Source organism: Streptomyces sp. CC224B (assembly GCF_030010595.1).
Classification (GTDB): domain Bacteria; phylum Actinomycetota; class Actinomycetes; order Streptomycetales; family Streptomycetaceae; genus Streptomyces; species Streptomyces longispororuber.
In genome coordinates this window covers 1-13,239 of the sequence record NZ_JASCXL010000126.1, presented here as the reverse complement: position 1 = coordinate 13,239, position 13,239 = coordinate 1, and the positions used below count along the sequence as shown (strand labels likewise).

9 protein-coding genes are annotated in these 13,239 nt (G+C 76.4%); 3 read left to right on the top strand and 6 right to left on the bottom strand.

The window, feature by feature from the left end:
* Positions 1–3 precede the first annotated feature (3 nt).
* The gene (locus QK440_RS34550) at positions 4–429 is read right to left on the bottom strand and encodes an OsmC family protein (RefSeq protein WP_282797204.1); all 426 of its coding nucleotides are present in this window, start codon (positions 427–429) and stop codon (positions 4–6) included.
* Between the two features lie 231 nt (positions 430–660).
* On the opposite strand from QK440_RS34550, the gene QK440_RS34545 reads away from it, so the two are divergent.
* Positions 661–4,092: a S8 family serine peptidase gene (locus QK440_RS34545; protein WP_282797203.1), complete on the top strand. Its 3,432-nt coding sequence runs from the start codon at positions 661–663 to the stop codon at positions 4,090–4,092.
* A 173-nt stretch (positions 4,093–4,265) separates the two neighbouring features.
* On the opposite strand, the gene QK440_RS34540 is transcribed toward QK440_RS34545, so the two are convergent.
* The 3 genes from QK440_RS34540 to QK440_RS34530 form a co-directional block, all read right to left on the bottom strand.
* Positions 4,266–5,687, bottom strand: coding sequence for an amino acid permease (locus QK440_RS34540; protein ID WP_282797202.1), 1,422 nt, complete (start codon positions 5,685–5,687; stop codon positions 4,266–4,268).
* 83 nt (positions 5,688–5,770) lie between these two features.
* Complete coding sequence (locus tag QK440_RS34535) at positions 5,771–7,954, bottom strand: phage holin family protein (protein ID WP_282797201.1); 2,184 nt, start codon at positions 7,952–7,954, stop codon at positions 5,771–5,773.
* 895 nt (positions 7,955–8,849) lie between these two features.
* Positions 8,850–9,278, bottom strand: coding sequence for a hypothetical protein (locus tag QK440_RS34530; protein WP_282797200.1), 429 nt, complete (start codon positions 9,276–9,278; stop codon positions 8,850–8,852).
* A gap of 82 nt (positions 9,279–9,360) precedes the next feature.
* Here QK440_RS34530 and QK440_RS34525 point away from each other — a divergent pair, with 82 nt between their 5' ends.
* Positions 9,361–10,140, top strand: coding sequence for an MBL fold metallo-hydrolase (locus QK440_RS34525; RefSeq protein WP_282797199.1), 780 nt, complete (start codon positions 9,361–9,363; stop codon positions 10,138–10,140).
* Entirely contained in the window at positions 10,140–10,754 is a 615-nt protein-coding gene (locus tag QK440_RS34520; RefSeq protein ID WP_282797216.1) for a VTT domain-containing protein, read from the top strand. Before QK440_RS34525 ends, QK440_RS34520 begins: the two co-directional genes overlap by 1 nt.
* A gap of 25 nt (positions 10,755–10,779) precedes the next feature.
* Here QK440_RS34520 and QK440_RS34515 read toward each other — a convergent pair whose 3' ends face one another.
* Entirely contained in the window at positions 10,780–11,790 is a 1,011-nt protein-coding gene (locus QK440_RS34515; RefSeq protein ID WP_282797215.1) for an MBL fold metallo-hydrolase, read from the bottom strand.
* 344 nt (positions 11,791–12,134) lie between these two features.
* Positions 12,135–13,239 (bottom strand): aminotransferase class I/II-fold pyridoxal phosphate-dependent enzyme (locus QK440_RS34510; RefSeq protein ID WP_282797198.1); only part of this gene is annotated, 1,105 nt, incomplete at its 5' end.

The following is a 13,239-nucleotide window of genomic DNA, read 5'->3' as shown; positions in this document are numbered from 1 at the left end:
GCGTCAGGCCAGCTTGGCCGTCAGGGTGATCGTCGTGCCGGTGAGCGCCTGGCTGACCGGGCAGTTGGCCTTGGCGTTCTCGGCGGCGGAGGTGAAGGCCGCCTCGTCGATGCCCGGCACCTCGCCCTCGACGGTGAGGTGGATGCCGGTGATGCCCGTGCCGGGCTGGAAGGTCACGTCGGCGGACGTGACCAGCTTGGTGGGCGGGGTGCCCGCGCCGGTCAGGCCGTGCGACAGCGCCATCGAGAAGCAGCTCGAGTGCGCGGCGGCGATGAGCTCCTCGGGGGAGGTCTTGCCGTTCGCCTGCTCGGCGCGCGACGGCCAGGACACGGCCTGCTCGCCGATGCCCGAGGAGTCGAAGGTCACCGTGCCGGAGCCCTCGGTCAGGCTGCCTTCCCAGACCGTGTGTGCGGAGCGCGTGGTTGCCACGATGCCGTTTCCCTTCGGTGAAGATCAGTGAGGATTCGCTGGCCTCCATCCGATCACACTCCGCGGGAAAACGCGGCGCACAGGGGTGTCACCGAGCCGTAAGAAGCGTCACCAGGGCGGGAGGCCCGGGGCGCGCGCCGGCGCACCCCGGGCAACCGCGGCCCCCAACTCTCCGTCTAGCGGGGAAAGTTGCCCCCGGCAGCGGGGCAGCGAAACCCGACAGGGGGACATGTGCGCCAGCACCGAAGAAGAGCGCGCCCGGCCGCCGTCGCCGTGACGCCGGCGGCCGTGGCGCTGACGGCGGGCGTGACCGGCCCGGCGTCGGCGGACGGGGACCGGGCCGGAGCGGACGGGGGCCGGGCGGGGACGGCGGGGCCTGCCTTCTCCGCGCCCACCGCGAAGACCGGGTCCACGTCCGCCGCGAAGACCGGGTCCGGGCCCACCGCGAAGACCGGGTTTCGGCCCGCCGCGAAGGCCGGGACCGGGCACCGCCTGACCCTCGTCACCGGTGACCGCGTCGCCGTCGACGCCCGCGGCAGGGTGACCGGTTTCGACCCGGCGAAGGGCCGCGAGCGCGTCCCGGTCCGCACCGAGACCAGGAACGGGCACACCCTCGTCCTGCCCTACGACGCCCGGCGCCTCGTCGCCGAAGGCCGGGTCGACCGGCGCCTGTTCGACGTCACCGAGCTGAGCCGGCAGGCCGCGCGCACGGGCCGGGACGGCGGCCTGCGGCTGATCGTCGGCTACGCCGGCGCGGCGCGTGACGCCCGGGCCGGTGTCCGCGCGGCCGGGGGCACGGCGGTCCGCCGCGCCCTGCCCTCGCTGAACGCCGAGGCCGTCCGCACCCCGCCCCGGGACGCGGCGCGGCTGTGGCGGGCCCTGACGGACGCGCGCGGCTACGCGCCGGGCGTGCGCCACCTGTGGCTGGACGGCGTCCGGAAGGCACACCTCGACAGGAGCGTCCGGCAGATCGGCGCGCCGAAGGCCTGGGCGGCCGGGTACGACGGCAAGGGCGTGAGGATCGCCGTCCTGGACTCGGGCGTCGACGCCACGCACCCCGACCTGAAGGGCCAGGTCGTCGCCGAGAAGAACTTCACCGGGTCCCCGGACGCCAAGGACCGTGTCGGCCACGGCACGCACGTCGCGTCCATCGCGGCGGGCACCGGCGCGAAGTCCGGCGGCGCGTTCAAGGGCGTCGCGCCCGGCGCCCGCGTCCTGAACGGCAAGGTGCTCGACGACGACGGCTCCGGCGGCGACTCGGGGATCATCGCGGGCATGGAGTGGGCGGCCGCCCAGGGGGCCGACGTCGTCAACCTGAGCCTGGGCGGCGGCGACATGCCCGGCGACGACCCGCTGGAGGCCGCGATCGACCGGCTGTCGGCCGACAAGGGCGTCCTGTTCGCCGTCTCGGCGGGCAACAGCGGCGAGTACGGGTCCGGCACCGTCGAGTCCCCGGGCAGCGCGAAGGCCGCCCTGACCGTGGGCGCGGTCGACGACGCGGACAAGCTCGCGCCGTTCTCCAGCCGGGGCCCGCGCGCGGGCGGCGGCGGCCTCAAGCCGGACGTGACGGCGCCGGGCGTGGACATCACCGCGGCCGCCGCGCCGGGCAGCGCCATCGAGAAGGAGGCCGGGCAGAAGCCCGAGGGCTACCTGACCATCTCGGGGACGTCGATGGCCGCCCCGCACGCCGCGGGCGCCGCCGCGCTGCTCAAGCAGCAGCACCCGACGTGGTCGTACGCCGAGCTGAAGGGCGCCCTGACGGCGTCCGCCAAGGGCAGCGCGTACCACCCCTTCGAGCAGGGTGCGGGCCGCCTCGCCGTCGACCGGGCCCTCGGGCAGACGGTGGTCGCCCGGCCGGCGTCGCTGGACTTCGGCCGCCAGTTGTGGCCGCACACCGACGACGAGCCGCGGAAGCGGAAGCTGACGTACCGGAACCTCGGTGACCGGGGCGTCACGCTGGACCTGAAGGTGGCGGCGACCGACCCGAAGGGCCGTCCGGCGCCCGCCGGGTTCTTCACCCTCGACAAGCGGAAACTGACCGTCCGGGCGGGCGGCACGGCGTCCGTCGGCCTCGTCGCGGACACCCGGCCGGGCGGCTCGGTCAACGGCTCGTACGCGGCGTACGTCACGGCGAGCGGCGGCGGGCAGAGCGTCCGCACGGCGGCCGTCGTGGAGCAGGAGATCGAGCGGCACGAGGTGACGCTGAGGACCGTCGGCCGCGACGGGCGGCCCGCGCCGCACCACGCGACGCTGCTCCAGGCCCTCACGGGCGGCGACAAGGGCCTCAACCTCTTCCCACACGACCCGTCGGGCACGGTCACGGTGCGCGTGGCCAAGGGCACCTACCTCCTGGACACGGCGGTCTACGTCGACCCCGACAACGCCGACAAGGGCACCGACTGGCTGGTGCGGCCCAAGCTCACCGTCGACCGGAAGACGACCGTGACGCTCGACGCCCGCAAGGCGAAGCCGGTCGACATCCGCGTGCCGGACCGCTCCGCCGAGCTGGTGTTCCTGGACGCCCGCTACACCTACGCGGGCAACGAGCTGGGGGCCCTGCCCATCACCTCCTTCCCCGGCCTGCGCACCGCGCACCTCGGCCCCGCCGTCCCCGAGGGCTTCGGCCAGCAGTGGCTGGGGACCTGGCGCAAGGGCGCGGACGTCCGCTACGACGTCATGCTCGGCGGCGAGGTCACCCGGTTCGCGACCGGCTACACCCGGCACCTGGCGGCGGACGACTTCGCCCGGGTGCGCATCCGCCAGGGCGCGTCCACCCCCGGCCGGTGGGCCGAGCTGTCCGTCGCCGGGTACCTGCGTGAGACGGGCGGCATCTCGCCGATCCTGCCGAAGCAGCGGCTGCCGCGTACGACGACGGCGTACGTGTCCGCGCTCGACGGCGCGCGGTGGGGCGCCGACGTCGAGCAGTACGGCGACGAGGACGCGGGCGGCGAGCGCGTCCTCGAAGGCAGCCACGAGATGGCCCCGGAGAGGTTCCGGGCCGGGAAGAGCTACACGAGGACGTTCAACACCGGTGTCTTCGGCCCGCTGCTCGGCGAGCGGATGGGCGTCTTCCGCACGGGCGACGAGCTGCGCGGGCGGCTGCCGATGGTGGCGGACGGCGCGGGCCACCCCGGCTGGACGCGCACCACGCGGCAGAAGTCGGTCCTGTACCGCGACGGCGTGAAGGTCGCCGAGCGGGACGACGCGGTGACGGGTGGCGAGGGCTTCACCGTCCCGGCGGCGGACGCGGAGTACCGCCTGACGGCGTCCCTGACCCGCTCCCCGGAGCTGGCCGCGGTGTCCACCCGGGTGGACGCGAGCTGGACGTTCCGCTCCCGGCACACGGCGGCGGAGACGGCGCTGCCGGTGTCCACCGTGCGTTTCGCGCCGAAGCTGGGTCTGGACAGCCGGGCCCCGGCGGGCGTGAGACAGGCCGTGCCGGTGACCGTCCAGGGCCACGCGGCGGGCGCCAACCTGAAGTCCCTGCGCGTGTACGCCAGTCACGACGGGGGGCGCACCTGGAGCGAGCTGACGGTCAGGGGCGGCGAGGTGGAGGTGGAGAACCCGGCCCGCGGCAAGGGCGTGTCCCTGCGCGCCACGGTCACCGACCGGCAGGGGAACACCTCGACGGTGCGGATCATCGACGCCTACCGCGGCCGGTAGACGGCAAGGAGACACCCTCCGCTTCCGGTCGGCCGCGCGGCCCCCTCGCCCTGTTCGAGGGGGCCGCGCCGGCGCGCGGCGGCCAGGACCGGTTCGTGACCCGGCCGCTGGGTGACGGCGCCGCTCGCGCGGTGAGCCTCGTACGGTGAGGTGGGCCTCGGGCGGGCGGCTTATCAGCCGGAGTGGTCGGCGGCCCGCTGCTTGCGGGCCGCCATCCACGCGTACAGCAGGACGCCCGCGAAGAGGAAGAGCACGCCCTGGTAGACGGCCGCGTACCCGGCCCCGGCGACCAGCCACAGCGAGAACCCGAACGCGGCGGCGGCCAGGACCGCGTCGCGTGCGAGGCGGCGCCGGTCGACGCGGTCGCGGCGGCCCGAGGCGAGGAAGTAGATCTGCGCGGCGGTGGCGAGCAGGTAGGGCACGGTGGCCGTGAAGGTGGTGACGAGGACGAGGACTTCGAAGACCCCGGAGGAGCCCGCCGTGTAGTTGTACACGGTCAGCAGCCCGGCGAGGACGACGGTCACGAGGACGCCGACGGTCGGCACGCCGCGCCGCTTCGTGGCGAAGGCGCGCGGGAACAGGCCGTCCTTGGCGGCGGCGTACGGCGCCTGGGCGCTGAGCAGGGTCCAGCCGTTGAGCGCGCCGACCATGGACACCAGGGCGGCGAGCGCGACGGCGGTGCCGCCCCAGGAGCCGCCGAACATCACGTTCACGGCGTCGGAGAACGGCGCGGTGGAGGCGACGAGCTTGTCGTGCGCGACGGTGCCGAAGACGGCGAGGGTGCCGAGCAGGTAGACCAGGGCGGCGCCCAGCGTGCCGAGGATGGTGGCGCGGCCGACGTTGCGCCGCGGGTCGCGCACCTCGCCCGCGCTGACGGCCGCGGACTCCACGCCCAGGTAGGAGAAGAGCAGGATCGCGGCGGACGCGGACACCGCGCCGACCGGGCCCTCGCCGCCCGCCTGGAACGGGCCGAGGTTCGCCGGGTCGAAGAAGAACAGCCCGCCGACGGCGACGAGGAGCAGCGGCAGGAACTTCAGCACGGTGGCGACGAGCTGCACGGCGCCCACGTACCGCGTCCCGGCGAGGTTGGCGAGCGCGGGCAGGAACTGCAGCGTGAGCGCGGCCAGGCAGGCGCTCCACCGGTGGTCGGCCACGGGGAGGAGCACGTCCAGGTAGCCGACGGCGGCGACGGCGAGCGCCGCGTTCGACACCCAGGTGGTGATCCAGTACGACCAGGCGGCGAGGAAGCCCGCGAAGTCGCCGAACGCCTCGCGGGCGTAGACGTACGGGCCGCCGGTGCGCGGGTCGCGTTCGGCGAGGCGGCCGAAGACGAGGGCGAGCGCGATCGCCCCGGCGGTCAGGACCGCGAAGGCGACCAGGCTGATGGTGCCGAAGGGCGCGACGGAGGCCGGGAGCAGGAAGATGCCGCCGCCGATGATGTTGCCCATGACGAGGCAGGTGGCGACGGGGAGCCCGAAGCGGCGGGTGTGCGTCGCGCGGGCGTCCGGGGCGGGCCGGTCACCGGCGTCCGGGGCGGGTGCCGGGTCCTGCTGGGGGGCCGGAGCCGGCGGGGGTGCGGTTCCGGTGTCGTGCATGGGGTGGTGCGCCTCTCGTCGTGCCAGGGCCCGGGGTCACCGGGCGCCGCCCATGGTGGGGCACCGGAAATCGCTCCGCCAAATCACTGCGTTTTGTCCTGTACGACCTGGCCGGAGGCCGGAAAAGCTGTCGGGGCCGGAGCATCCGGAAGGCGATCATCCGCGGGTGTGACGCGGGGCACGTCGAGCCCCTGGTCCTCGCGCAGCCAGCGCCGCAGGACCTGGTGCACCGCCTCCGCGCCGACGAGTTCCGCGCCGTCGGCGACGGGCGGGGTCAGGGCGCGCGGCCAGAGCAGGAAGGGCCGGGACTGGGCGCCGCCGAGGCCGCCGTGCGAGCCGATCTGCTCCTCGAAGGCGAGGACGTCGCCGTCCAGCGGGTCGTACCAGGAGTTGACCATGATGTCGGCGGCGTGCGGGAAGGAGTCGGTGCGCCGCACGGCGTCGGCGGCGCCGGGACCGAAGTCGGCGAGCGGGCCGAGGGCGGCCGGGGCCGGGTCGTCGCCGAGCTCGTCGAGGGCGACCTCCGCGCCGTGCGCGCCGAGGACGAGGGGGCCGCGCTCCGCGCTGCGGACGAGGACGAAGCCGATGCCGGGGTGGTTGGCGAGCGCCGGCAGGAGCGCGGGGTGCCGGCGGTCGATCTCCTCGCGCGTCATGCGGTGCGGGACGTCGGGGAAGGAGATCAGGCCGAGGTTCCCCGAGGCCAGCACGATCGGCTCGGCGCGGCGGCGCGGCGGGGGCTCGCCGGGCCCCTCCTCGACGGGCCGGTGCAGCGCGGCCCGCACCGCGCCGCGGGCCTCGGCGCCGGGCGGGGCCTCCCCTGCCGCCCGGGCGGCGGGGGCCGGGGACAGGGTGCGGCGCGCGCGGCGCGGCACGGGCAGGCCGCACCCGGCGCGCACCAGGTCGCCGAGGGTGAGGCCGTAGCGGGCGCGGAAGGTCTCGCCGGGGCTCTGGCCGTGGTCGGAGAGCAGGACGAGCCGGTAGGGCCGGGGCGCGTGCTCCACGGCCTGCGCGATCAGCGCGACGGACCGGTCGAGCCGCCGCAGCACCTTCTCGGCGTCGCCGCTCGCGGGCCCGGAGTGGTGGGCGACCTCGTCGTACGCCACGAGGTCCGCGTACACGGCGGCGCGCCCCGCGAGCATGTCGCCGATGACGGCGGCGACCACGACGTCGCGCTCCACGACGGTGGCGAAGGCGCGGATGAAGGGGTACAGGCCGCCGCGGCTGACGCGCGGGCGGCGGCCGCGGAGCCGGGCGCGGGTCGACTCGCCGATCTCGCGGCCGACCTCGGCGACGAAGGACAGGGCGGTGCGGACGGCGTTGGCGGGGTCGGAGAAGTACGCGAAGTAGCCGGCCCGTGAGCGGTGCTCCTTGCCGCGCCGCGCGGCCATCGACAGGACGAGGGCGAGCTGGTCCGCACCGCCGCTGAAGAGGTTGCCGCGGCTGGCGCCGTCGTCGGTGAGCAGGCCGCCGTGGCCGGTGCGGGCGACGGCCCGGCGCTGGAGCTCCGCGGCGGACGCGGGCCGGTTGGACACCATGACCTCGCCGGTGTCCTTCTCGTACCAGCGGAAGGCGGGCACGTCGTAGGTGCTGCCGTGCAGGATGCCGAGCTGGCTGGCGCCGGTCTGGCTGGACCAGTCGGTACGCCAGGGGGTGAGCCGGTGCGTGGGGCGCGGGACCGGCGCGCCGGGGCGCTCCGGGACGCCGAGCCAGCGGCCCACGGTGGGCATCAGGCCCTTGCGGACGGCGTCGCGCAGAGTGTCGTAGCCGACGCCGTCGAGCTGGAGGAACACCGTGCCCGGGGTGCTCGGGAGGCGGGTCCCCGCGTCGCGGCGGCGGCGCCGGTCGGCCAGGCGGTACAGGCGGCGCCGGTACGCGTCGTCGTCGCGGACGGCGAGCGCGCCGCCGGTCGCCGACGCCGCCAGCGACATCACCGCGGCGACGACCACGGCGGTCTCGGCGTCCGCCTCGCCGCGGCCGTCGGGGATGAGCCGCAGCGCGAGCAGCAGCAGCGAGCCGTTCAGGAAGAACGTCAGCAGGCCGAGCACCAGCGCCGGTACGAGGAGCAGGGCCCGCACGAGGAGCGGCCACACCAGCGCCGACAGCAGGCCGAAGGCGCCGGCGCCGAGGGCCGCGGTGACGGCGATGCGGGTGGCGCTGTCGCCGTCGGCGGACTGGAGCTCGAAGTCCGGCAGGGCGCCGGCGAGGACGAGCATCGTGAGCGTGCTCACCGCCCACACGGCGATCACGCGCGCCAGGCCGCGCCCCACTGTCCGCCACCCACCACCGCGCACCGCGTCCCGCCTGCCTCACGTCCGACGACCCCCTTCAGCCTGTCACAGCCCCCACCCCCACCCGGCCGGCCCCCAGCCCAGCCGGGCCGCAGCGGTCCGGGGCCGGCTTTCCCACCCATCCACCCGTGACTCCCCGGTCCCCAGCAGAGCCCGCGCCCACCACACCGCAACGAACCTCCCCACCCACCCACCCCGGAGCCGCCGCACCCGCCCACCCTGCGAAGGCAACGGCTGGACGGGGAAAGTACTGCCGCGCAACGTCCCGGGCGACCGGCCCAGGCAAGTCAGGGCAGTGGGCGTGAGAAAAGCTGCCGCCAGCGGCCCCAGACCGCTGGCCCAGGCAAATGAGGGCAGGCGGGTGGGAGAAAACCCGCCACGCAGCGGGCTCGGACGACTGGCCCGGGAAACGAGGGCGGCCGGGTAGGGGAAAAGCTGCCGCGCGACGGCCCCGGACGGCAGGCCCAAGCAAGTGCGGGCGAGTAGGCGGAAGAAAACCCGCCGCACAGCGGCCCCCGGCAACTGGCCCAAGCGCATGAGGGCGGGCGGGAGAAAACCCGCCGCGCAACGGCTCCGGACGGCTGGCCCGGGAAACGAGGGCGGCCGGGTAGGGGAAAAGCTGCCGCGCAGCGGCCCCGGACGGCAGGCCCAAGCAAGTGCGGGCGGGCGGGCGGAAGAAAACCCGCCGCGCAGCGGCCCCCGGCGGCTGGCCCGGGCAAGTAAGGGCGGGTGGGCGGGGGAAGAGCTGCCGCGCAGCGGCCCGGAGGGCTGGCCCAAGCGAGTGAGGGCGGGCGGGTGGGAGAAAAGCCGCCGCGCAGCGGCCTGGGGAGGGGGCTCGGGGGGGGGGGGACCGTTGGGCGCCCCGGGGCGAGGGTCAGCAGCCGTCGTACCCCGCAGTAGGCATGGACAACCGCCGATGCACCCGCGCCTTCATGCGGGAGTCGTAGCAGGGCTCCTCGAACCCCGCGGTCTCGATCCGCACGCCACGCCGCGCGCACTCCGCGGTGAACTCGTCGGCGGACCGCAGCGCCCGCTCGAGCACCCGGCGGCACGGGACCACGAACAGGTCGACGAGGCCCGCGTCGACGTCGTTCCAGAAGACGGCGTGGTCGGCGCGCAGGCCGTGCACCACGAGCTCCCGGGTGACGACGTAGCCGTGCGCGGCGGCCCACCGCGCGCACATGGCGTGCTGGCTGCGGGAGTCGACGAGGAACGGGTCCAGGTCCAGCTCCTCCAGAGGCGTCAGGCTGGCGATGGCCGCGACCCGCACCGCGCGGGCGTTCCCCCGGCAGGTGTTTCCCATGGCGTCCCCCTCACCTCTGGCGTCAGCCGACGACACTACTCCTGGCCGTAGGCTCGGAGACAGTCACACGAAGGAGGAACGAGTGCGGCCGGACGTCACGGTCACATGGTGGGGCCACGCCACCTGCACGGTGGAGGACTCCGGGACGCGCGTCCTGACGGACCCGCTGTTCGCGCGCCGCCTCGCGCACCTGCGCCGCCGCCGGGGGGCCGTACCGCCGCCGCGGGCCGCGGCGGCCGACGCGGTGCTCGTCTCCCACCTGCACGCCGACCATCTGCACGTGCCGTCCCTGGCGCGGCTCGCGCCCGGCACCCGGGCACTGGTGCCGCGCGGCGCGGCCCGCTCGGTGCCGGGCCTGCGGCGCCTGGCGCACCTGCGGTTCACGGAGGTCGCGCCGGGCGACGAGGTCCCGGTGGGCGACGTGGTCGTACGCGTCGTACCGGCCCTGCACGACGGCCGCCGCCTTCCGGTGGGCCCGCGCCGCTCCCCCGCGCTCGGCTACGTCGTCGAGGGCGCGGCCCGGACGTACTTCGCCGGGGACACCGGCCTCTTCGACGCGATGGCCGAGGAGGTCGGGGACGTGGACGTGGCGCTGCTTCCGGTCGGGGGCTGGGGCCCCTTCCTGGGCCACGGCCACCTCGACCCGGCCCGCGCCGCCGAGGCCCTGGCGCGGATCGCGCCGCGCAGCGCGGTGCCGGTGCACTACGGCACGTACTGGCCGATCGGCATGGACGCGGTGCGGCCGCACGAGTTCCACGCGCCGGGCGACGAGTTCGTACGGCAGGCCGCGCACCGGGCGCCGGACGTGGCGGTGCACCGGCTCGCGCACGGCGAGAGCGTCCGGCCCGGGGCCGCGCGATGATGCTCGCCGCCGCGACCCAGGTGACACCGGAGTCCACGCAGCAGGCGGTCGGCTACCCGTCGCTCTTCCTGCTGGTGGTCCTCGGCGCGCTGGTGCCGGTGGTGCCGACGGGCGCCCTGGTCAGCTCGGCGGCCGTGGTGGCCCTGCACCGGATGGACACGGCGCCGTTCGCGCTGCTCGTCGTGTTCGGGGTGGCGTCCCTGGCGGCGTTCACCGGTGACGTCGGGCTGTACTGGCTCGGGCAGCGCGGCATGCGCTCCCGGAACGGTTCGCGCTGGCTGGAGGCGATCCGTGACCGCGCGCCCGAGGAGCGGCTCGCCCGGGCGCAGGAGAAGCTCCGGGACCACGGGGTCCTGGTCCTCGTCCTGTCGCGCCTCGTGCCCGCGGGCCGCCTGCCCGTCATGCTGGCCTGCCTGATGGCCCGGATGCCGCTGCGCGGGTTCGCCCGCGGCAACCTCCCGGCCTGCGTGGCCTGGGCCGTGACCTACCAGCTCATCGGCGTCCTCGGCGGGGCCCTGTTCAAGGAGCCCTGGCAGGGTGTGGCCCTGGCCGTCGGCCTCACCCTCGTCATCAGCGCGGCCCCGGCCCTCTGGCGCCACCTGCGCCACGCGTGAGCCGGGGCAGGGCCCCGGCCGGGGCTCAGCGCTCCAGGACCCGCGACCCGCCCACCGGCAGGTCCCACAGGTCCGCCGCGTCGAGACCGGCCGCCGCCCAGGCGGCCCGCACCCGGCGCAGCGGCTCCAGGACCGGCTCCGCCGACAGCAGGAACGTGCCCCAGTGCATGGGCGCCATCCGCCGGGCGCCCACGTCGAGGGCGGCCCGGACCGCCTCCTCGGGGTCGCAGTGCACGTCCCGCAGCCACCACCGGGGCTCGTACGCGCCGATGGGCAGCAGCGCGAGGTCGATGCCGGGGTGGCGCTCCCCGATCCGCGAGAACCAGTGGCCGTACCCGGTGTCGCCCGCGAAGTACACGCGCTGCCCCTCGCCGTCGGTGAGCACCCAGCCGCCCCACAGGCTGCGGCAGGTGTCCCGGAGCCCGCGCTTGGACCAGTGGTGGGCTGGCACGAAGTCGAAGCGCACGCCGCCCAGCTCGGCGGCCTCCCACCAGTCGAGCTCGGTCACGCGGGTGAAGCGCCGCCGGGTGAACCAGCGGCCGAGACCGGCGGGTACGAACACCGGTGTGTCGCGCGGCAGCCGTCTGAGGGTGGGCGCGTCCAGGTGGTCGTAGTGGTTGTGGCTGATGACGACGGCGTCGACGCGCGGCAGCGCGCTCCAGGCCACGCCGACGGGGGTGACCCGGGCGGGGGTGCCGAGGATGGTCCGGGACCAGACGGGGTCGGTGAGGACGGTGAGACCGCCGATCCGCACGACCCAGCTCGCGTGCCCCGCCCAGGTCACGGCGACCGTACGGGCGTCGACGCGGGGCAGCGGGCCCGGCGCGAAGGGCAGCAGGGGGATGTCGGCGAGTCCGGCGGGGCCCGGCCGCAGCGCGCCCTCCCGGGCGAACCGGGCGAACGCGCGCAGCCCCGGCAGCGGCGCGGTGAGCCGGTCCGCGAACGACCGGGGCCACAGCCGCGGCGTCCCGCACGCCCGTGGCGGCGGAGCGGCCGGGGGCCGGACCGCGGCGCCCGGACCGCCTGCCTCAGACACCTGTCCGGCCTCGGACCCCTGTCCGGCCTCGGACCCCTGTCCGGCCTCGGGCCTCTGTCCGGCCTCGGAACCCAGTCCGGCCCGCCGCGTCGTGCCCCGGCCCGCGCCGCCGGGCCCGGTGTGCTCCGGCCCGGCGGGTGCTCCGCACTCCGCGTCACCGGCGCCGTCGCGCGCGGGCTCCGTCGGCCCGGTGCCGTTCCGCGGGGGCCGCTTCGAGTCCGTGTCCGTGTCCGTCTCGGTTTCGGTGTCGGCCTCGGCCTCGACCTCGGTCTCGGTCTCGGTGTCGCTGCCGGTGGCCGTGCCGGTGTCGGTGGCCGGGTTCCGGGGCTGGTGGTGTGTCTGCGTCACCGGGGAGGCTCCCATCGCTGAGTTTCCGCGCGGAGGCCGTCGAAGGCCCGTCCGAGTGTGGTCAACGTCCGTTTCACCTGCGGCAGTTCCAGGGGGTCGGGGGCGGTGAGGGCGCGGCCGCGCTCCTCGGCCGCGGTGCCGAGGAGGGGCCCGGTGGACAGCCGTACGCGCAGGGCGCCGATGTCGTCGCCGAAGCGGTGGCCGCCGGGGGCGGGCAGGCCGAGCCATTCCTGGAGGTGGTCCTCCAGCTCCTGCGCGTCCGTGACGCCGCGCGCGGCGAGCGCGGGCCGCAGCGGGCCGAGGTCGACGTACAGGTGGCGGCCCGCGACCGGGGGCCGGGCGAGCGCGCCCGCGCCGGTCACGGTGGACCGGAGCGCGGCGGCCAGGCGCGCGTGCAGCCGGACCGCGGCGGCCAGGCGGGCGGTGACGCCGTCCGGCTCGCCGAGCGCGTACGCCGCCGCGGCGGCGGCCGGCGCGGCCACGGTGGCGCCGAGGGCGGTGAGCACGTCCAGGGCGCGGGCGCGCAGGTCCCGGCCGGGGCCGGTCGGGGGGAAGCGGGCGACGGCGGCGGGCAGGGCGGACGGCAGGAAGCCGCCGGTCAGGTCGGTGACGACGGTGACCCGCTCGGGGTCCATCTCGGCGGGGCCGACCAGGACGGTGTCGTGCGGGCGGTGCAGGGTGTCGCGCCAGGTCTCGTCGCTCAGGACGTGCAGGCCCTCGCCCGCGGCGGCCTCCACGGCCTCGTGGACCACTTCGGGCGGCGGCACGGTGGCGGTCGGGTCGTCGGCGACGGACAGCACGAGCAGGCGCGGGGTGCCGCCCTCGGCGCGGACGCGGCGGACGGTCTCCAGGAGGGCGTACGCGTCGGGCGCGCCGCCGCACTCGGCGGGCGTCGGCACGTGGTACGCGGAGCGGCCGAGGAGCCGTACCTGGGGCTCCCACCAGGCGGCGCAGGGGCGGGGCAGCAGGACGTCACCGCCGAGCGCCGCGGCGACGGCGAGCAGCAGGGGTCCGGCGCCGGGCGCGGCGGCGAGGTGGCCGGGCTCCGCGGGCAGGCCGCGGCGGCGCCAGTAGCCGCAGGCGGCGGCGAGCAGCGCCGGG

What these genes read in the sequence shown, in the direction of transcription:
- QK440_RS34530 (WP_282797200.1), bottom strand. Translation starts at nt 9,278, where the DNA reads ATGGGAAACACCTGCCGGGGGAACGCCCGCGCGGTGCGGGTCGCGGCC.
- QK440_RS34540 (WP_282797202.1), bottom strand. Translation starts at nt 5,687, where the DNA reads ATGCACGACACCGGAACCGCACCCCCGCCGGCTCCGGCCCCCCAGCAG.
- QK440_RS34520 (WP_282797216.1), top strand. Translation starts at nt 10,140, where the DNA reads ATGCTCGCCGCCGCGACCCAGGTGACACCGGAGTCCACGCAGCAGGCG.